The organism is Paenibacillus sp. FSL L8-0340 (assembly GCF_038593145.1).
Classification (GTDB): Bacteria; Bacillota; Bacilli; order Paenibacillales; family Paenibacillaceae; genus Paenibacillus_AQ.
In genome coordinates, this window is the sequence record NZ_CP151967.1 from 345,697 (window position 1) to 365,763 (window position 20,067).

20 protein-coding genes are annotated in these 20,067 nt (G+C 51.5%); 13 read left to right on the plus strand and 7 right to left on the minus strand.

What is annotated here, in order from left to right:
• The first annotated feature begins 184 nt into the window (after window positions 1-184).
• The 8 genes from NST07_RS01600 to NST07_RS01635 all read left to right on the plus strand — a co-directional run bounded on the left by NST07_RS01600 (window position 185) and on the right by NST07_RS01635 (window position 8,655).
• Window positions 185-880: a response regulator transcription factor gene (locus NST07_RS01600; protein ID WP_341089293.1), complete on the plus strand. Its 696-nt coding sequence runs from the start codon at window positions 185-187 to the stop codon at window positions 878-880.
• Window positions 877-2,346, plus strand: a complete 1,470-nt coding sequence (locus NST07_RS01605; RefSeq protein ID WP_342480954.1) for a HAMP domain-containing sensor histidine kinase — start codon at window positions 877-879, stop codon at window positions 2,344-2,346. Before NST07_RS01600 ends, NST07_RS01605 begins: the two co-directional genes overlap by 4 nt.
• Window positions 2,347-2,431: 85 nt before the next feature.
• Window positions 2,432-3,553: a hypothetical protein gene (locus tag NST07_RS01610; protein ID WP_342480955.1), complete on the plus strand. Its 1,122-nt coding sequence runs from the start codon at window positions 2,432-2,434 to the stop codon at window positions 3,551-3,553.
• Window positions 3,554-3,783: 230 nt separating this feature from the next.
• Complete coding sequence (locus NST07_RS01615; RefSeq protein ID WP_342480956.1) at window positions 3,784-4,329, plus strand: MarR family transcriptional regulator; 546 nt, start codon at window positions 3,784-3,786, stop codon at window positions 4,327-4,329.
• A gap of 151 nt (window positions 4,330-4,480) precedes the next feature.
• Window positions 4,481-5,935, plus strand: coding sequence for an aryl-sulfate sulfotransferase (locus NST07_RS01620; RefSeq protein ID WP_341089298.1), 1,455 nt, complete (start codon window positions 4,481-4,483; stop codon window positions 5,933-5,935).
• Window positions 5,936-5,965: 30 nt separating this feature from the next.
• The gene (locus NST07_RS01625) at window positions 5,966-6,994 is read left to right on the plus strand and encodes an ABC transporter substrate-binding protein (RefSeq protein WP_341377072.1); all 1,029 of its coding nucleotides are present in this window, start codon (window positions 5,966-5,968) and stop codon (window positions 6,992-6,994) included.
• A gap of 89 nt (window positions 6,995-7,083) precedes the next feature.
• The gene (locus NST07_RS01630; protein WP_341089300.1) at window positions 7,084-7,860 is read left to right on the plus strand and encodes an ABC transporter ATP-binding protein; all 777 of its coding nucleotides are present in this window, start codon (window positions 7,084-7,086) and stop codon (window positions 7,858-7,860) included.
• Window positions 7,861-7,878: 18 nt separating this feature from the next.
• Window positions 7,879-8,655 (plus strand): ABC transporter permease, encoded by a 777-nt coding sequence (locus NST07_RS01635; RefSeq protein WP_038598357.1) that lies wholly within the window; start codon window positions 7,879-7,881, stop codon window positions 8,653-8,655.
• Between the two features lie 93 nt (window positions 8,656-8,748).
• Here the strand turns inward: NST07_RS01635 and NST07_RS01640 are convergent, their stop codons facing one another.
• The gene (locus NST07_RS01640; RefSeq protein ID WP_341089302.1) at window positions 8,749-9,120 is read right to left on the minus strand and encodes a hypothetical protein; all 372 of its coding nucleotides are present in this window, start codon (window positions 9,118-9,120) and stop codon (window positions 8,749-8,751) included.
• Window positions 9,121-9,294: 174 nt separating this feature from the next.
• Here NST07_RS01640 and NST07_RS01645 point away from each other — a divergent pair, with 174 nt between their 5' ends.
• Window positions 9,295-9,531 carry a hypothetical protein gene (locus tag NST07_RS01645; protein WP_341089303.1) on the plus strand — a complete coding sequence of 79 codons (237 nt, stop codon included), beginning with the start codon at window positions 9,295-9,297 and terminating at the stop codon, window positions 9,529-9,531.
• A gap of 123 nt (window positions 9,532-9,654) precedes the next feature.
• Here the strand turns inward: NST07_RS01645 and NST07_RS01650 are convergent, their stop codons facing one another.
• The 3 genes from NST07_RS01650 to NST07_RS01660 are packed head-to-tail and all read right to left on the minus strand — an operon-like array spanning window position 9,655 to window position 13,020.
• Window positions 9,655-10,737 (minus strand): mannose-1-phosphate guanylyltransferase, encoded by a 1,083-nt coding sequence (locus tag NST07_RS01650; protein WP_341089304.1) that lies wholly within the window; start codon window positions 10,735-10,737, stop codon window positions 9,655-9,657.
• The gene (locus NST07_RS01655) at window positions 10,730-11,836 is read right to left on the minus strand and encodes a glycosyltransferase (protein WP_341089306.1); all 1,107 of its coding nucleotides are present in this window, start codon (window positions 11,834-11,836) and stop codon (window positions 10,730-10,732) included. The genes NST07_RS01650 and NST07_RS01655 overlap by 8 nt, the downstream gene beginning before the upstream one ends.
• Complete coding sequence (locus tag NST07_RS01660) at window positions 11,836-13,020, minus strand: glycosyltransferase family 4 protein (RefSeq protein WP_341089308.1); 1,185 nt, start codon at window positions 13,018-13,020, stop codon at window positions 11,836-11,838. Before NST07_RS01660 ends, NST07_RS01655 begins: the two co-directional genes overlap by 1 nt.
• Window positions 13,021-13,207: 187 nt before the next feature.
• Between NST07_RS01660 and NST07_RS01665 the strand changes: the two genes are divergently transcribed.
• The 3 genes from NST07_RS01665 to NST07_RS01675 all read left to right on the plus strand — a co-directional run bounded on the left by NST07_RS01665 (window position 13,208) and on the right by NST07_RS01675 (window position 15,084).
• Entirely contained in the window at window positions 13,208-13,504 is a 297-nt protein-coding gene (locus NST07_RS01665) for a helix-turn-helix transcriptional regulator (RefSeq protein WP_052091753.1), read from the plus strand.
• Window positions 13,470-14,420 carry a DUF1861 family protein gene (locus tag NST07_RS01670; RefSeq protein WP_342480957.1) on the plus strand — a complete coding sequence of 317 codons (951 nt, stop codon included), beginning with the start codon at window positions 13,470-13,472 and terminating at the stop codon, window positions 14,418-14,420. The genes NST07_RS01665 and NST07_RS01670 overlap by 35 nt, the downstream gene beginning before the upstream one ends.
• A gap of 76 nt (window positions 14,421-14,496) precedes the next feature.
• Complete coding sequence (locus NST07_RS01675) at window positions 14,497-15,084, plus strand: 50S ribosomal protein L25 (RefSeq protein WP_038584991.1); 588 nt, start codon at window positions 14,497-14,499, stop codon at window positions 15,082-15,084.
• 100 nt (window positions 15,085-15,184) lie between these two features.
• Here the strand turns inward: NST07_RS01675 and NST07_RS01680 are convergent, their stop codons facing one another.
• Window positions 15,185-17,509, minus strand: a complete 2,325-nt coding sequence (locus tag NST07_RS01680; protein ID WP_341089312.1) for a UvrD-helicase domain-containing protein — start codon at window positions 17,507-17,509, stop codon at window positions 15,185-15,187.
• Window positions 17,510-17,675: 166 nt separating this feature from the next.
• Here NST07_RS01680 and NST07_RS01685 point away from each other — a divergent pair, with 166 nt between their 5' ends.
• Window positions 17,676-18,557 (plus strand): AraC family transcriptional regulator, encoded by an 882-nt coding sequence (locus tag NST07_RS01685; RefSeq protein ID WP_341089313.1) that lies wholly within the window; start codon window positions 17,676-17,678, stop codon window positions 18,555-18,557.
• A 62-nt stretch (window positions 18,558-18,619) separates the two neighbouring features.
• Here NST07_RS01685 and NST07_RS01690 read toward each other — a convergent pair whose 3' ends face one another.
• Together NST07_RS01690 and NST07_RS01695 are read right to left on the minus strand one after the other, a co-directional pair.
• Entirely contained in the window at window positions 18,620-19,075 is a 456-nt protein-coding gene (locus NST07_RS01690; protein WP_341089314.1) for an Imm30 family immunity protein, read from the minus strand.
• An 11-nt stretch (window positions 19,076-19,086) separates the two neighbouring features.
• Window positions 19,087-19,950 carry a Cof-type HAD-IIB family hydrolase gene (locus tag NST07_RS01695; protein ID WP_342480958.1) on the minus strand — a complete coding sequence of 288 codons (864 nt, stop codon included), beginning with the start codon at window positions 19,948-19,950 and terminating at the stop codon, window positions 19,087-19,089.
• Window positions 19,951-20,067 lie beyond the last annotated feature (117 nt).

Below are 20,067 nucleotides of genomic sequence, written 5' to 3' on the forward strand. Positions count from 1 at the left end.
TTAAGTCTGGTTTAAGATAACCTAAAAATTGGGCTCCTGACGGATACTACGTTTAAATTGGCAAGCGGGTTCGTTTTTTTGGAAGCAGGCAAGGATTTTGGTCAAACAGGCGAACAAAGGTATACTACAACTAGAACAATTGGCCAAGAAATAATTAAACCGGAAGCGTGAAGGTGAACCGAAGATGGCTAAAAAAGTGCTTGTTGTCGATGACGAGCCGGGCATTGTTAGTGCGATTGCCTATGCGCTCCGCCGTGAAGGTTACGAGGTGGACACCGCCGCTGACGGCGAAGAGGCGCTTGGCAAGGTGTTGACCTTCCGGCCGAATGCCATGGTGCTGGATGTGATGATGCCGAAGCTGAGCGGATACGATGTATGCCGCAGGCTGGAGAACCGGAAGGACATCGGGATTATTCTGTTGACCGTCAAAAATGATATCGTTGATAAAATCGTCGGCCTGGAGCTGGGTGCGGATGATTATATGACCAAGCCGTTCGAAATCCGTGAGCTGCTGGCCCGTGTCAAGGCGCTCTTGCGCAGGCTGGACAAACAAGGCGGAGAGACTCCGGGCGAGATTATCGAATATGGGGCGCTGCGCGTGTATCCCGGACGGCGAAGCGCCGAGCTTGACGGGCAGCAGCTTGAGCTGACGCCAAAAGAATTTGATCTGCTGCTTCTCCTGCTGTCCCACCCGCAGCGTGTCTATATGCGCGAAGAGCTGCTGGAACAGGTATGGGAAATGGATTACGCCGGAGGCACGCGTACGGTGGACATACATATCCAGCGGCTGCGCAAAAAGCTGGGTGAGCCGTACCAGAATGTGCTGCAAACCGTCTATGGGGTCGGCTATAAAGCCATTCCTGCCGGGAGTTACCCATGAGGATCAGCATCAAGCTGAAATTCAGCCTGTTCCTGGCCGTACTGCTCATTCTGGCTGTAAGTGTGCTGAGTTATTTTGTGCTGCAAGGTGTAGCAAGGAACCAGCAGCTGCAGGCTGAAGACTACCTGGACCAGCATGTCAAAACAGTGAATCTGCGGGTGAAGCAGACATATTATACGGGTGCCCGTCTCGAGCCGCAGGCATTCATGCAGCAGCGGGGCAGATCACTGGCTGTGGAGCTGGCCGGGTTCACCGGCCTGGAAGTCACACTGTACGATGCGGCAGGGCAGGTCGTTGGCAGCTCGGTCCAAGGAGAGACTGCCCCGGCAGGGCAGGATGTCTCCGGTGCGCTGGCTTATGCGCTGCAGAATAAAATTGCCTACCAGAACGCAGCGGATGATAAGCTGCTTTATCTGGCTCCTGTGCAAGGACCGGAGAAGCAGATGGGTGTTGTGCAGCTGCAGTATTCGCTGAAGAGCGCCCAAAGCTTCCAGCAAACCTTACAGAACCTGTTCCTGACGACCGGTGCGGCGGTGCTGGTGCTCAGCTTCATCGTCGGCTATCTATATTTCAACCGTGCCGCTGCGGCGATCGGGCGGCTTAAGAAAGCGGCGGAGTCGATCCGCCGCGCCGAATATATCTCTGCTCCGCCAGTAAAGCGGAAGGATGAGCTGGGCGAGCTGGCTGAAGGCATTTACTTCATGAGCCGCGAGATTGAGAGCAGCATTGCCGCGAAGGATGAGGAGCAGCGCAAGCTGCAGCTGGCCGTCACCAAGCTGCAGGCGCTGGAGCAGCAGCAGAAGCAGTATATCGGTAATATCAGCCATGAATTCAAGACGCCGCTGACCTCTATAAAAGCTTATGTAGACCTGCTGAATATGTATGACGATGATCCCAAGCTGTTGTTTGATGCCAAGCTAAATATTTCCAAAGAAACTGAGCGGCTGTATGAGATGGTTGAGAAGGTGCTGCAGCTGACGGCGCTGGAGAAATACGATTTCGAGTCACAGGCAGAACTGCTGGAGGTGGCTGGGAGCCTGGAGGATATTTGCGGGCGTATGAACGGCAAGGCGGAGCGCTACGGGATTACGATTACGCTGGATGCCGAGCCCGCCCATATCTGGATTGATAAGGAGAGCTTTATGCATATCTTTATCAATCTGCTCGACAATGCGATCAAATATAATGTCCCCCAAGGGAGCGTTCATCTTCATAGCGGGGTCCGGGACCAGCGGGTATGGATCACCATCAAGGATTCCGGTATCGGGATTCCTCCCGAGGCTCACGACAAGATTTTTGAACCCTTCTTCACGGTCAACCGTGACCGTTCCAGAGCCTCAGGCGGGACTGGCCTGGGCCTATCCTTGGTGCGCAATCTGGTGGAGAAGCAGAACGGAACCATTACCCTGCTGGAGACTGAAGGGGAAGGGACGGCATTTGAACTGTCTTTTCCGAGGGTCTCTTAATTTACAATTTGGAAACATCCGGAGGCGCTTTGGAAATACTCTTCCGGTATGCTTGGAGCAACTTAAGCTTGTAGGGGGAACGATCATGGCTGCAAAGATAGGCGGAAAGCCGGGCAAGGCGGCGCTGTTTCTGTTGTGCACGGCAGTACTGTTGTGCACGGCGGCTTGCAATACGGGCGAAACGGAGTCCCGGCAGGTCATAGAGAAATCCGGCCAGAAGATCACCGTTCTGGACAATACCAGCGAATCGGTTTACACGAAGCTGGAGCTGGAGGGCATTGATAAGGTGGAGAATGTCCGTGGAATGGATTTTGTCAGTGAAGACAGTCTCGTTGTGGATAAGGAGAATCGCCAGCTTCCTGCGCAGACGGTTGAGGGACAGAAACGTTATCCGCATAATCTCTATCTGCACAACCTGTCCACGGGTGAGGATACTCCGCTCCTTGAAGGGAAAAAAAATTACGGCTCAGCCCTGCTGTCTCCCGATAAGAAGCATCTTCTCTACAAAGAATTGGAGGATTCCACAGGCTTCGGCTACGTTATGAATCTGGAAACTGGAATATCCGTACAGCTGGATGATATGCCGTTCAGGAGCGAAGAGGGGAAATGGACCGACAACGTGCAGGTTCTTTTTCCTGATATGGAGGGCAATATCCTAAGAGCCGATCTGAAGGGTAGTCAAGAAATTGTGGTTAAGCCCGGTGCGGCGTATGTTCATGAGGTGGTGCAGTCGGGAAACCTGGTCTATTACGTCACAGGTGAAGAAGAGGAGTTGAACGCTTATAATACCGAAACGAAGCAATCCAGGCTGCTGAAGAAAAGTGTCATGTGGGTCATTCCTTCACCGGACGGGAGCAGGCTGGCTATTGTAAAACGGACCAAGCCGGGAGAGATGGTCCTGGTTCTCTGCGATACGGAGGGCAATGAGCAGTCAACACTAGCTTCGGCGCAGCAAATATTCGGAACCAGCTGGTCCCCGGACGGCAGCAAGCTGGCTTATGCATTGACTGCCGGAAACGCTGCTCCGGGCCAGGATGGTTTATTTATCACCGAAGTGGAAACGGGCGAACAAACACCGGTTCTGGCTGACATTGAAGTGGCCGACCAGCTGCGCTGGAGCCCTTCCGGGAAGAAGCTGCTCGCTTCTTCCGGTATTTTGAAGGATAATGCTTACCAGTTCATAACTTACGTGATCCGGTTAACTTAATATGAAGGACGGGGCATCCTGAGGGATGCTTTTTATTTTCTTCAAATCCACACTTGACAGGTTGGTTTAAAGGGGTTTATGATTACTGCAATAATTCACCAGTCATTAAATGAACAGTGAAATAATTAACTGAGCCGATTGGACCGCCAAAGGCTCCCGCATGATCTCCCTATGGGGGAGTGTGCCGGGAGTCTTTTTTTGTTGGCTGATGGAGGGGAAGTAGGGAGAGCATGACGGAAGAACAATGGGAGCAGTTGGAGGCGGCGGATTATCTGTTCCGCAAAATGGTGCGCAGGTTTGTGAAGGAGCGTGACCGTGTAAGTGTTGCGGGGATTACCTTGCCGGGTATGCTGATTCTGCACAAAATCATCCGCGAGGGTGAGCAGCGGCTTGGCGATCTGGCCGGGCAGCTCGATTTCACCTCCGGTGCGATTACTGCACTAAGCGATAAGCTGGAGGCCGGCGGGTATACAGTGCGCAGGCGCAAGGAAGATGACCGCAGAACCGTATTACTCGATATTACAGCCAAGGGCAGGGAAGTGGCCGAGCGCAACAGCAACATCGGGGCCCGATGTATCACGCTTCTGTTCGAGGGCTTCACGGAGGAGGAGCTTGAGCTGCAGAGCCGCTTTTATGAACGGATCATCAGCAATCTGGAGGGATTCTCGGATACGCTGCTGGAGCTGGCGCAGCGGAATGCCGAGCCCCCCGTTCCTGCCAGCCCTGAACAGAAGCCGCCGAGAACCGCAACAGAGAGCAAATATCTTAGTTACTGAGAAAATAATGTCTATGCTTCCGAAGACAGTTTTGTTCGAAGTGACTCAGGAAGTGTATACACACAAAACTTAAGCAAATGCTTCCGAAGACAGTTTTGTTCGAAGCCGATTCAGGAAGCCAATACACACAAAACTTTAAGGAGAGATGATTATGGGACATTCAACAGTTTATCCAACAGGAGCAACAGTGTACAATCCGGCCAAGGCGTGGAGCGGCTATACGGTATTTCAGGCGGGTGAAGAAGGTGTAGTGCTGATCGACATGAACGGCAAAGAGGTTCATCTGTGGCAGGGGCTGCTCGGCTTTCCGGCCAAAATCCTCCCCGGCGGTTATGTACTAGGCAGCACGGGCCGGAGAGATCCGAAGTTTGGCATTCAGGATAATGTGGATCTGGTGCAGGTCGATTGGGATGGCAATATCGTCTGGAAGTACAACAGCTATGAGCATATTGAAGATCCCGGCTATGAGCCGCTGTGGTATGCCCGCCAGCACCACGATTACCAGCGGGAAGGTAATCCGGTCGGCTATTACGCTCCGGGGCTTGAGCCTAAGGTAAGCAGCGGCAAGACATTAATTCTCGCCCATAAGAACCTGCACAACGAAATCATCTCCAACAAAGAGCTGCTGGATGACACCATTCTTGAAGTGGATTGGGAAGGCAAAATGATCTGGGAGTGGAAGGCCAGCGATCACTTTGCTGAACTGGGCTTTGACGAAGCGGCCCGTAATGTCCTGTTCCGCGACCCTAACACGCGTTCTTTCGGCAATCTCGGCGGCGGCGTAGGCGACTGGTTGCATATCAACTCTGCATCGTACGTGGGGCTGAACAAGTTCTATGATAATGGAGACGAACGGTTTCACCCGGATAACGTCATCTGGGATGCCCGGGAAGCGAACATCATCGCGATTACGGACAGGAAAACAGGTGCTATTGTCTGGCGGCTCGGACCGGACTATTCTCTCCCTGAAGTGAAGCATATCGGATGGATTATCGGCCAGCATCACGCTCACATTATTCCAAAAGGGCTGCCGGGTGAAGGCAATCTTCTCGTATTCGACAACGGCGGCTGGGGCGGTTACGGTCTGCCGAATCCGGCATCATCTTTCGGGCAGAAGAATGCGGTGCGCGATCACTCCCGTATCCTGGAGATTGATCCCGTAACGTTAGAGGTCGTATGGCAATACACTTCGGCAGAGGCCGGATTCTCAGTTCCGACGGATTCCTATAAATTTTACAGTCCTTATATCAGCTCGGCCCAGCGGCTAGCCAATGGAAACACGCTGATTACAGAAGGATCGAACGGCAGATTGTTTGAGGTTACTGCGGAGTATGAGCTGGTCTGGGAGTATGTCTCGCCATTTACCGACCGCCGAAACACGAATATGGTCTACCGTTCCTACCGGCTGCCGTATGCATGGGTGCCGCAATTGGAGGAGCCGAAGGAAATTGCGATTGAACCAATAGATGTGACCACCTTCAGAGTGCCTGGTGCAGCGCCGAAGGGCTCGGATTCTGTAGTAAGTGTAGCGACAACCCTGCCGTTTGTAGAAGGAGCTGCTTGTGTGGCTACCGCTGATGAGAGCGCTGTTCAGAGAGCGAGATAGATTAATTCGAAAATGAAGAGGTGTGTTTACTTGAAAAAATCCTGGTATGGTTCTGCTTTTCTGCTCTTATCCTTATCTTTCGTAATTTTTATGTCAGGCTGCAGTTCCAAGGGGGATGCCGCCGCGTCTGAGGGATCATCCGGCAGCAAGGAGAAGACCGTGAAAATCAAGATTGCCGACACGAATTCCAATCCGACCTTCCGTGTAGCTCTAAATAAAGGTTTCTTCAAAAATCATGGAATCGACGCGGAAATTGTCAACTTTGGCACCCCCGCAGAGGGTGTGAATGCTCTTTTCATCAAGCAGGTGGATGTAGCCTACGGCGCTGACTTCCCGCTGCTGAACGCTATTTCCAAAGGCGAATATTCGATTATTGCTTCTGCCGGTCTGGCTACCGATCAGGCTGCGGCGGCTTGGAAGCTGTACGTGAGGGATGAGATCCAGAGTGCCGCCGATCTGAAAGGCAAGAATCTTAGCTTCCTGCGCGGAACCTTCCTGCCGTATCTGTGGGATGAATACCTGAAGGAGCAGGGCATCGAGTTAAGTGATGTGAAGCTTACCGGGCAGGGGGCTTTTGACGAAGCCTTTATTGCCCTGAAGCAAGGAGATATTGATGCCACCTGGGTCATCGGTTCAGCATTGGAAGATAAGCTGAATGCCTTGGAAGGTGTACACCAGTTAACTGACATGTCCAAAACTCCAGTGCGGCTGGGTACAGGAATTGTGGCCGGCAATGAACTTCTGGAGGCAAAGCCGGATGTGATCGGAGGATTCCTGGCGGCTGTTGCTGAAGCGTCAGACTATGCCCAGGAGCATCCAGATGAAGTGGCGGATCTCATGTACGAGGAAGTGAAGCAGCCGAGAGAAAATACGCTGAAGGATCTGCCTGTAAACCCATGGGAGGTTGGTTTTACACAGGCTGCCTATGACAGCTTGGCAGGCCAGAAGAAATACATGGTCGAGACGGGGATCATCGCACAGGATTTTGACCTGGACAGCAAGCTCAATCTGGAGCCGCTGAAGAGGGCTTTGCCGGATGCAGTAACCTACGGCAAATAACATGCTCTTATGAAGCGGGTTCTGAAGCCAGTTCTGACCAAGGCTGACCGAGGAGCCCTATGCATACAAAACTTTTAGGAGGTGTCCATATGGCCTTAACTGCCAAGCAGAATGCCATTCATATCGAGCAGCTTCGCAAAAGCTACAGCGAGCCTGCAGCCGGAGACGTCCATTACATTATCAAAGATGTGAATCTGGTCATTAAAGGCGGGGAGTTTTTTGTTCTGCTCGGACCGAGCGGCTGCGGGAAATCGACGCTGCTGAATATGATTGCCGGGTTTATCTCCAAATCCGGAGGAAACCTCAGAGTGGACAATGTTGAAGTGGATAGACCCGGCCGGGACCGCGCAGTTGTATTCCAGCAGGCAGACTCCTCCTTGTTCCCGTGGCTGACGGTGCGTGAGAATGTGGAATTTGGGCTGCGGATGAAAAAGACACCGAAGCCGGAGCGGTGCACAATTTCGGACCGCTATATCGGGCTTGTCGGATTGAAGGGTCATGAGGAGAAGTATCCCAAAGAGCTCTCGGGCGGCATGAAGCAGCGGGTGCAGCTGGCACGCGTGCTTGCGAACGATCCTGCCATCCTGCTGATGGATGAGCCGTTCGGTGCGCTGGATGCGATGACACGGCGGACGATGCAGAAGGAACTGGTCAATATTTGGCGTGAGACGCACAAGACTATTATTTTCGTCACCCATGATATTCAAGAGGCGCTGCTGCTCGGTGAACGGATCGGCATTATGTCCGTAGGTCCATCCTCCAATATTACGGATATTTACGACAACACGCTCTCCTATCCGCGAGATGTGGCATCACCGGAGTTCTACTCGCTGTACAACCAAATTCAAGGCCATTTCGAAGAATAGGATAGGGTGTGAAGCATGATGAAATGGATAGAGAAAAAATGGGTCTCCGTCACTTTGCTGTGGTTGGCCGCACTGGCGATCTGGCAATTGGGTGCAGTGCTCTATGGACCTGATGTGATCCCCGGACCGTGGGCTACACTTAAAGGCGGGCGGGAGCTGATTAGTGACGGTACCTTGATGAAATATATCGGCATCAGCTTCTACCGGGTGCTGGTCGGCTGGGTGCTGGGCAGTCTGATTGCTATCCCTGTAGGACTTGTAATCGGCAAAGTCCATGTAATCCGTATTTTTGCGGAGCCGTTTCTGAATTTTATCCGTTTTATTCCGCCGATCGCCTTCATTACGCTGTTTCTGGTCTGGTTCGGCATCGGAGAGCAATCGAAGATCGCGCTGATCATGTACGCGACATTTTTTATTGTGGTGTTGAATACGCTGACCGGGGTGGTGTCTGTGGAAGAGGATAAAATCCGTTCGGCACGCAGCATGGGCGCAAGTGAATGGCAAATTCTGCTGCATGTTATTGTTCCGGCTACGACTCCGTATATTTTTACCGGCGTACGTCTGGCGATGGGAACCTCCTACATGGCGATTATCGGTGCTGAAATGATCGCTTCGAACGAAGGCGTAGGCTATCTGATCTGGAATTCGCGGCTGTTTTTCCGCACGGACTGGATTTTTGTTGGGCTGTTCTGCCTTGGATTTATGGGCTTTTTCACCGACCGGTTGTTCAACTGGTTCGGCCGTAAGGTGCTGTATCGCTACGGTGTGGTCAGCGTGGCAGTGCGGAAGCGGTAGCTATTCTATTTCCTTCATATTGAATCTTCAAACAACCGCCCAGTTTCTCCGGGCGGTTGTTTGATCTTCTATAATAATGACGAATAGGCGGGGTTACGGGCGGTCAGCCGTTCCTTGGCTCCATATGGAATGGGCCGACAGGACAATAAATGAAGCATACAGGCTGAGCAGGAACCACTCATGAAAATGATAGGCAGGCAGTGCAGTCAATAAAAGCCCCGCAGCATTAAAGACAATAAGCCGTACGGCCAATAACTTACAGAGCTTGGTCAGGATGAAATTTATTACACTCACGATCAGATTATAAAAATATATAAACAGAAAAATACCGAGAAAATTAAACCCCCAGGAGAACCCCAGCGGGGACTCATCGTTAACTGTCGCTCCTATACCTGCGAAAACTGCACTAATTCCAAGGGAGAGATAGACTGTATTCAGAAATAACTCTTTGTACGCTTTATTCATTTTCAGTTCCTCCGGAAGATCGGAATCTAACTTTCTGTAAATACTGACGCAGTGAAGTGATATAAGTTTCATCTGGACACTTACACCCTATCTGGACATTTCCAGGATTCGGCGCTGTTTATGCTATAATGGGGGAACATTGAAATAGAGGATGATCGAAAGGGGCAACACCTGATGGAAGTTACTGCGCAAGAGGTTGCGGAGTGGATGGTCAAGGAGATCCAATTTACCGGAACCTTGTACCAGGCTGCTGCGATTGAATACGTGAAGGCGAATTTTGGTGAGCAATTTGTATTTGTGAACGAGAACGGAAATGCTTCGCTGTCCAAGGAAGTGAAGAAGGCTTTCCGCAAGCTGCATGCCGGAAGGATTGCCTGGGACCGCGACGGCTTCCTGTGGGCGTGGACTTAATTGCGGGAACCCCGAACATCTATAAATGAATTCAAAAAAAGTGACCGTTGCTATTAGAGCAACGGTCACTTTTTTTGAAATAAACAAGCCGGGAGCCACAGCCATTCTTACATTTTGCGGAATTTAGATATATGAAGTCATGCCCTTTTCCTTGAGCAGATCGACGATGTCCTTGACGGATTGAGCTTTGTCCTTAGGGCAGATGAGGACCGCATCTCCGGTATCGGCAATGATAAATCCGTCTACACCTATCGTGGTGATCAGCCGCCCGTTTCCGTAAATGATCGAATTGCGGGTATCAATGCCTATATGGTTGGCTTTAATAATGTTCCCGGACTCATCCGGAGGGAAGATAGCGCCGAGCGCATCCCAACTGCCGATATCATTCCATCCGAATTGGCCGGACAGGACTACCACCTCGTCAGAACGCTCCAGGACTCCGTAATCAATCGAAATATTTTGAAGCAGGGGATAAATGCGGTTAATCGTCTCCGCTTCCTGATCCGTACCAAGCGCCTCGCTGATCGGTAGCATGGTGTTGTACAGCCGGGGGAGGTAACGCTTGAAATTATCAAGGATTACGGATGTCTTCCAGATGAAAATCCCGCTGTTCCATAAATAATTGCCTGACGCGAGATAACCCTGGGCTTTCTGGAAGTTCGGCTTCTCCACAAATTCAGCCACATCATAGACCGCTACCGGACTTGCTGAGATGGGTTCTTTGTCATAAGCGATGTAACCATAGCCTGTAGAAGGGAAGGTAGGCTTGATGCCGATCGTGACAATCCGGTCACTTTCCATGGCTACCGTACAAGCCTCATCCAGCGTAAGCCGGAACTGCGGTTCATCAGTGATATAGTGATCGGAGGGCAGGACGACCATTAAGGAATCCTCTTGGGCCATATGCTGTATAGAGAACGCAGCGAACAGGATACTGGCGGAGGTATTGCGGGCCACGGGTTCAATCAGAATATTGCTCTTCTGCACGCTGCTGTGCATAATGCTCTCCAGCAGCACAGCCTGAGTGCGGTTTGTCACGATGACGGTGTTCTCCTGGGGAATAATGCCCTTGAAGCGTTCAATCGTATCGTTGAGCATGATGTCATTGCCGCTGATATTGAGCAGCTGCTTGGGAATCTCCTGCCTGGACAGCGGCCAGAACCGGGTGCCCCCTCCGCCGGCAAGGATGGTCGCGTATTTATCCATGATGGGTCACCAGGTGGGCAATGGAGAAGGAAATGATGCTTTCCGACCCTTGATTCAGATTCAGCCCGCTGCTGTGGATACCGTCATAGCAAGCCCCGGATTGTGGATCAATCAGCGGCAAATTTAAGGAATTATGCCCTGTGTACCATGCATAGCATAAGTCAGCCTGCTGCAGATAAGACGGGTCCTGAAGAACGGACGCAGCCTCCCGGCAGGTCAGCAGCATTTCGCAGGCTTCGATGGGCTGCTCGTCGTAGAGAGCCGGCTCCCCGCCGCGCAGCAGCCAGCCGTGGCTGCCGATGGGCTTGTAATAGCCCTCCCGGGCAAAAGTCCGTGAAGCAAGGAAATCAAGGCTTTCTTTGGCTGTATGCTTAAGCGCAGTATTTCCGGAGAGCTTGAAAGCCCTCAGCAGCGCCCAGGGAAGCATGGAATTTCCGTACGTAAGGCTGTCTTCATACCAGTTCCAGCCTTCTCCCTTGGTGCGGTTATACTGATTATGCAGCCGGACAGCGATGCGCTCAATCAGGCCGGTGATGAAGTCTTTGGACAGAAATGCCTTTTCCTCTGCCGTACTTGGCGTATGGGGATAGGGAAAGGAGTAGGTTAACGCGCCGGGCGTTTTGATCAGATAACTAAGGCCTACGACGGCATAAGCTACGGCACGGGGCGAACCAAGCTTTTCTATATGCGGCAGCGCCTGATTGATCAGATAACGGCAGGTATTCAGCAGGTTGTCGGGCAGAATCGACGAATAGGAGAGGGCGAAGCCAAGTGCCCAAAGCGTACGCCCCTGGCAATCCTCGGAGCCGTTGTCCTCGAGAAATGAACGGCTATAATCCATGAAGTTCCGGAAGTTGCCCTGATCATTTTGTGCGTGATGAATGAAGGAGAGATACGTGTGGATCAGGTCGAGCGAGACGGAATCCTGATCCTTCTTATACAACAGAACAGCTGCAATTAAAGCCCGGGCGTTGTCATCGGTCGTATAGCCCTTCGAACGGTCGGGGACGCCAAACTTGGTATGCTGAAAAATTCCCGTATCATCGGTTATTCTGCGCATGTAATCCGCCTTGAACGTTACAGCAACGGAGGTTTGCATCAAATCACACTCCGGTCTGCCAGGCTCACTTGCGAAATTTTCTCCCGAAAAATCGCAGCGTAGGATTTAGCAACTTCATTCCACATCATCGTTTGTCCCAGCTCTTGGGTCCGTTTTTCCATGGCCTCCACTTTGGCCGGATCATCCAGGAGTTCGAGGATGCAGTCCTCCAGCGAAGCTGAATCACGGAATTTTGCCAGCAGGCCTCTGCCTTCGGCAAGCATTTCTTCGGCATAGCGGTAAGGGGTGGAAACAATTACTCTTCCATAGCCGACGCCATAGGCAAGCGTGCCGCTTACGGCTTGATCCTTGCCGAGATAGGGGGTCAAGTAGATATCGGACATCACCAGCGACTCAATAACTTCCTCCTGGGTCAACAGCTTATCGACAAAGAGCACATTATCGGACAGACCGAATTCGCCGACGAGGTCCGTCAGTTTTTGCCGGTACACTTCACCCGTTTCCAGCTTGACTACGGGATGGGTTTTGCCCCAGATGATATATAGCGCATCCGGATGCTGCTTCACCACTCCGCGCATGGCCTGAATGGCATATTCAATTCCCTTGCCGGGACTTAAAAAGCCGAAGGTAGAGAGGATCTTGCGTTCTCCGAAACCATACTGCACTTTAAGCTCCGCTCTAGTAGCTGTTTTTACATATGGCACACCGTGATGGATGCAGGCGATCTTCGAATCCTCGATATTATAGATGGAGGTCAGATCGTGCAGGGTGGACTGGGCCATCGTTACTACCTTGACACTTCCCTTTGCAATCCGGCTGATGATAAGGTGCTGCTTGGCTGTAGGTTCTCTTAATACGGTATGAAAAATAGCTACATACGGCAATTCGAGCCTTTCGATCAATGACAACAGATATTCTCCGCTTTCCCCGCCGTAGATGCCGAATTCATGCTGGATGACGAGCAAATGGGCGTCTGATTTGTTAAGCTCATCGGCGGCCTCTATATAGTCAGACAACGTATCTTGGTTGATTTCCCTCATGACCTGGCTGCTGTACTGGTAAGTTTCATTGTTGTTCATGGCGATGACCCGAGGCGTATTGAAGCCCGGCAGCCCGGTAAATTGATCTAATAAATCCTGGGTAAACGTAGCAATTCCGCATTCTCTAGGCAGGCTTGTAGATAGAAAAACAATGTTTCGGTTGTTGCTGTCATGATTCAACATAGAGAGCCTCCTAAGAATTTTTATGAAAAAAAAAGAAAATAAGGAGTTCTTATTTTCTGAAGTGAAGTGGTATAAAATTTGACTTCTGCAATTTATTTCCTGCCCATACTATAACATGACCATTTTTTCTTGTCAATTTATTGACTCTCCTCTGTTCTCCAGATATAGTGATGTAGGAGGTGAAGGAATGCCGGTTATACGCAGTAAATTAAGTGAGGTTATGGAGAAACATGACCCCAAGTTATCAATCCGCAAGCTTGCCAAAGAGATTAACTACCATTTCGATTCCGTCCGGCGGATGTACAAAGACGAGATGGTGCAGTATCCCCGGGATCTGCTTCTGAAGCTCTGTACCTATTTCAATATCCAGCCCGGTGAATTGATCCGGATGGAAGCGGATGAGAACGATTGGGCGATAGATAAAGCAAACGAATATGAGGAGGAAGGCAATGACAAGGAGACCGTTCAAGACGGCAACCTGTAACGAACTGCTGGACACCTTTTATGCTAGGCTCCGTCAGGTGAGCGTGGAGAAGCTGGCTTTTTCCGGTGTTGGGAAACGCGATGTATACAATATAACGGCCCCGTTTGTACATGACGGGGAGGAAGTGATTCTGGGAAGAGTTGAGGAACGGGACAGTGAGTTCTCTCAAGTCTTCTTTTTTACACTCTGCGATGGCGTCTGGATACCCCGTGCGCATACACATACCTATAATCTGCAGGACCCCTGTGTAACCCACATCAAGGGAGAACTGATTGTGGGCGGGGTTGAAGTGATTACCGCAGGGGATGACCCGCAGAAAATCGTCTCGTGGGTTACGCAGTTCTACCGCGGGTACCGCATTGATTCCATGCGCCACTTCTCGTCCGGGCCGGCAATGATGAAGGATATCCGGCTGATAGAGCTTCAGGATGGCCGGATCGGTGTATTCACTCGGCCGCAAGGAGAGAAAGGCGGAAGAGGGATGATCGGCTTCACGATTATCGATTCGCTGGAGGAATTAAATGAGCAGACCTTTCTGGAAGCGGAAATATTTCAAGATCAGTTTGTGCCCGAGGAGTGGGGCGGGGCGAATGAAGCCCAATTATTGAAGAACGGTCATGTAGGCGTTCTGGGACATATCGCCTGTTTTGACCGCTTAGGAAAAAAACATTACTACTCCATGGTCTTCTCGCTTAATCCCGGTACGTTTGAAACCACACCGATCAAGATTATTGCCGCAAGGAGTGATTTTCCGATCGGTCCCGGCAAACGTCCGGATCTTCAGGACGTTATCTTTAGCGGCGGGCTGGTTCGGGGAGAGCGCGGGCGGGCGGTATTGTCAGTGGGCGTCAGCGATGCCGAAGCCTACAGAATTGAACTTCCCGATCCCTTTTTGGAGTATGAGCTAAACGGGTGAGAATTGACTAGATTCTATGGTCGTGTTATGCTTCTAATGACAAGAATTTATGGTCGAAGAGAGCGGGAAAACAAAAATGAGTAAATTTATTCTATTGAACAATCGTACGGAAGAAACACAGTCCAACTTGAACGTCGCAAGAAAGCAAGGACGGATTCCGGCTGTGCTGTATGGTATTGGAAAAGATACTCTAAGCCTTGAAGTGGGAGAGAAAGAGCTGTTGAACGTGATTAGAACCAACCCGCGGGCAATCCTGCAAGGGAAATTGTCCGACGATACGGTGGTTCCGGTAGTTGTTCAACATATCCAGAAGGACTCCATTTCAGGCAAAGTGCAGCATATCGACTTTCAGCATGTGAATATGTCGATCAGTATGGACAGCAAGGTAACGATCCATTTTGCCGGTGAAGCTGCTGGTGTCAAAGCTGGCGGGGTACTTCAGGTTGAAATCTATGAAGTAGAAGTTCGCTGCATGCCGGGCGATCTGCCTTCTTCCATGGAAGTAGATATCAGCGGTCTGGAAATTGGCGACCAGTTGGCTGTCTCCGATCTGATCTTCCAGAAGGGCATTGAGGTGCTGACGGATCCGAGCACAGTAATGATTCAGATCAAAACAGTACATGAAGAAGTTGAAGAACCGGCGGAGACTCCGGCTCAAGTATAAGAGGACATTAATAGCCCCTTCCGGCAGCAGTGCAGGGAACTCATGGTTTCATGATTCCAGCCAAAGCTGCCTGAAGGGGCTTTTTTTTGCGAAATATCTGTTATACGGGAACTACCCGTGTGCTTTGTTCCATAGGGGAGCTGCAGAGCGGGCAGGGCTTGGAGGGTAAGTGATCCTCGGCTCCGCCGGCTTTCATCCGGGTCCAGCCCGGACAATTTGTACCGGTGCATTTCCAGACGGCAACGGTATGGGTTCTTGTCGCTGACGTTCTGGTGGAGTTGTGCTCTGTTCTGTTATACCCGTTTCTTAATCCCGACACAGCAGGCGCAGAAGAAGCTACGGCAGAGCGGAAGGCGGACAGCATAAAGCGGGAGACCTCAGCTTTTTTGCCCCGATGCCTTGCCGGCGAGCTGATGAACAACTCTTCCCGGGCTCTCGTGACGGCAACATAGGCCAGTCTGCGTTCTTCTTCCAGCGCTGCAATGCCGGACTCCGGACCGGTCTTCAGGGGGCTGCCTACTGTCGATTTTGCTGTCTTCCGGTCCTTCAGCCGGTCACCCTCCAGCGCGGAACTGTGGGGAAGAATCCCCTCAGAGGCTCCGATCAGGAAGACTACCGGGAATTCCAGCCCTTTTGATTTGTGGATGGTCATGAGTGCAATCCGGTTGCCTTGCTCTTTCAGGCCGGTCTGGCGGCTTAGCTCATTCCGCTCGGTAATATTATCAATAAAATCAAGGAAGACGGTGATGTTGTCGAACCGTTCCGCCGAGGTTTCCAGCTCGTCCAGCATTTCCTTTAGCGTTTCCCGGTGCAGTGTAGCCTGATGACGCTCATTGGCTTCAATGAAGTAATCATAGAAGTTGATACGGATCTGGCGGATAGCCTGTACTGGAGTTACGCTGCCCAGCCCCCGGATCAGCTCCAGCCGTTCCCGCAGCTTGGTTCCTTTGAAATCCTCCATGCCGGGCATCGACAGCAGATGAATCAGCGGTCCCTGCTTGGGCTGGATGGCCTCCATCCGGCGGATATGGTCCATACCCTTTTCGCGGTTCATATAGAGGGTCGGCAGAATATTCTCCATCGCGGCAAAGTTCCGGCGGTTCACGGACAGCCGCAGGTGGTCCAGCACGGGGGAAATCAGCCAATGCTCGTAGAGCAGCTGGCCTTCGCCGTAATCAATGTAGGGAATATCGCGCAGCAGCAGCAGCTCCAGAATTGCCCGGTTGCTGCTCGACGCCCGGTACAACAGTGCAAAATGGCGGTATTCCCGGGAATGGCCGTCAACCTGGCTTACAATATGCTCCACAATTTGCTCGGCTTCCTCGTCCGCCGTCTGCGGGCGCAGGTACCGTGGCGGGCTGCCGCCATTTTTGGCCGCTTGCAGCGTTTTGGAGCGCCGCCGCGTATTATGCCGGATGATTCCGTTGCCCAAGCCAACAATCGCCGGACCGGAACGGTAATTGATATCAAGCGTAATAACCTTCGCGCCAGGATAAAGCTTCTCGAATTCAAGAATGAACTCGCTGCGCGCTCCGTTAAAGGAGTATATCGTCTGGTCATCATCCCCGACGACCATCAGATTATGCTGCGGATGGGCGATCATTTTGACGAGTTCATATTGCAGCGCATTCGTATCCTGAAACTCATCAACCATTACATATTGAAATTTATTCTGCAATTCCTGCAGTAGCGCCGGCTGCTCCTGCAGCATCCTGTAGGCAATTAGCAGCACATCGTCGAAATCAATTTTGTGATTATCCCGTTTCCACTGTTCATACAGGGCCAGGACGGCCTTCATTTCCTGCTCGGCGGTTGTAGTTTCCGGCAGATTCTCCGGCTCACCCATATTCATCTTGCAGGAAGAGAGCAGGGCAAGCAGGGTTTCCGGCGGATAAGCATCCTTTGGCAGCCCCAGCTCGCGCATGATCTGCTTCAGCAAAATGTGCTGGCGGCGTGTCTCATGGAAGATGTCCTGCCGCAGACCCTGACGCCTCAGGAAATAGAGGAAAAAGGAGTGGAACGTGCGGGCCTGAAGGCGCGCTGCGTCGTTTTCGCTCACGCCCGGCAGCACTGCAATGCGTTCGCGCATTTCCGCTGCCGCCTTGCTGGAGAAGGTCAACAGCAGCAGGCGGCTGGGGGATATGCCGCGCACCGACAGCAAATAACCGGTTCTGCAGATCAGAACCGAAGTTTTGCCGGAGCCTGCCCCGGCCAGCGTCAGCAGCGGACCTTGGTAATGCCGTACTGCGGCGATCTGCGGCTGATTCAGGAGAATTCCGCCTTCCTCCAGCAAACGGAAATAAGCCGCATCGCCGTCCTCCGGCTTCACCATCTCGCGGCTGGTCCGGGCTGAGGCGATTGCCGCCTGGGGAATCCGTTCGCCGGTAGCGCCCAGCGGTATATTATGAAATAAGAGCTTGTTCATTAGATTCACCTTCGTTTGTTTACAATACGGGTTTGGTTTAATTTTTAGCCAGTTTACACTATACCACTGTATTTCCCTTTCTGTATAGAACAGCCGATTTATGAGATAAAAGATCAAATATCCGTTTGGCCGCTATGTTATTTTTGGAACAGAGGAGGGAACGCCAATGAGCGATAAAATGCACTTCAAAACGGTGAGAAGCTCACTGGACTATATAGAGAGGAATCTCACAGAGCGGATTACCCTAAGGGAAGTATCGGTGCACAGCAAATTTTCTACCCACCATTTCTACCGGATTTTCTATGCGGTAGTAGGGCAAACCTTGGCGGATTACGTAAGGCGGAGAAGACTTGCGAAAGCGGCAGGGGAACTGATCTACAGCAATAAGCGTATTCTCGATATCGCCTTGGAGTACCATTTTCAATCTCAGGAGGCCTTCTCCCGCGCTTTCAAAAAAGCATACCGGCTCACCCCCGGACAATACCGGACCTATTCAAGAGAACTTAATAAAGGAGAGATCAGGATGAGTACAGAAAAGGCATTGCAGGGTTGGACCATAACCGGCATGAACGGCGGAGGCTATGATGTTAAGGTGGACAAATCGGAAGTGCATATGGGCAAGGCATCGGCGTTGCTGCAATCCGGTAATGCAAGCGAAAACGGATTTGTTACACTCATGCAAATATTCAGCTCGGAAGCCTACCGCGGGCAGAGGTTGAAGCTGTCTGCTTTTGTCAAAGCAGGGGATATCTTCGGATGGGCCGGCTTATGGATGAGAGTCGATGCCGCGAATGGGGAAATGCTGAAATTTGATAATATGGCCCAGAGGCCCATTAAAGGCTCCAGAGAATGGAATCAATACAACGTCATTCTGGATATTCCGCAGGACAGCCATGCGATAGCTTTCGGGGTCCTGCTGAACGGTTCCGGCAAGGCATGGGTCGATCAGTTCCGCTTCGAAGTCGTAGATGCCAAGACGCCCACGACAGATGAAGGCGGGGAAGATACCCTGCCGCTTGCGCCGGTCAATCTCGATTTTGAACAATAATAGGCTTCTGCAGCCCCTTCCCATGCAACGTGAAGTATCCTGGGAACGGGGTTTTGCTGCGCTTATTTTAATTTCCCCAGAATAGAATTGGCTCTGCGCTCGAACAGCCGCGGCTTGTCTTCCTTGATTTCTTCCAGCAGGAACGCCAGGCATCTCTTGATCCGCAGGGGCATGCCGGCGGCGATGTCGGCAAACTCCTTGCGGTAGCTGTCATCGCCCAGTATTCTCTGGATCAAAATAATCGCCCAATTACGGCCTGTCTCCAGCAGCTCCGGCAGCGATTCCAGCAGTTGGGTCAGGTACATCTCCATTTGGTAGCTCTCCAGAAAATGAACAAGACCGAACATAACCTCCTCCTGTTCGGTATCATCATCGAACACCTTGAAAATCTGCTGGATCACAGCATCCTCCGTATCCCCAGCCAGGCCTTCCAGGGCCTGCTCAAACTGTTCGCACTCCAGCTCTGTGCGCAGCATCCGATTATCATACAGCAGGGCAATGCCTGGATACATGTTCATTTAGCTTCCCCCTACGCCTTGTCCAAAAGATGGCGGATTCCCGCTGCCACACCATGCTCAGCATTGCTGAGCGTGATGAAATCGGCCGTTTCCTTGAGGATTGAAGCAGCATTCTCCATGGCGATCCGGTAGCCGGCCACCTCAAACATCGGCAGATCGTTGTAACTGTCGCCCATTACAGCTACCTGCTCCAGAGCCAGGCCGAGATGCTCAGCCAGCATGCTTACACCGGCCCCTTTATTAGCGTCCTGATGGTTAATCTCAATATTGTTGGCATGAGAAGCGGTGATAATGAGTCCGGGAATGGCGGCGAAACGTGTAGAGGCTTCTTTCAGAAGCTCAAGGTTCAGCGAGAACGCCAGCGTCTTGTAGATGACTTTATCCTCTTTGCCCCAGATTTTCTCCATGTCTTCCACGTAGGTCACGGCAGCCTGCTGAAACTGCTGGTCGATCATGGCTTTAAGCAGCCAGCGGAGTTCTTCCGGCACCTCGTCATCTTTAAGCTCCGATATTTTCTCCAGATGCACCCGTTTATCGAGCTCTACATACACGTTATCCTCTGTGTACACCTCATAATACATTTCAGGAATTTCGTTCATCCAGCGCAGCGCGGGAATAATATTCTCTTTGTTCAGCGGCTTGCTTGCCACGAGCGTCCCGTCAGCCAGCGTCACTACGGCTCCATTCAGACTGACTACCGGACATTCCAGCCCGGCCAGCCGCAGCTGCCGCTCGGCATCCATGTAAGAGCGGCCTGTGGCGATGATTACAATATGCCCCTGGTTTTGGGCGTGTACTATCGCTTCCCGGTTCTCAGGGCTAATGATTCCTTCTTCGTTAAGCAGTGTTCCATCCATATCGAGTGCTATCAGCATATCGTTTGCATTCCTTCCTGTACTGCAGGTTGTCCCCTTCAAGGGCAATGAGACCGTTCCTAGTATCTTATCATTAATGTTCTGAAAATAAAAAAACCATTTTCATGAAAAGAAACC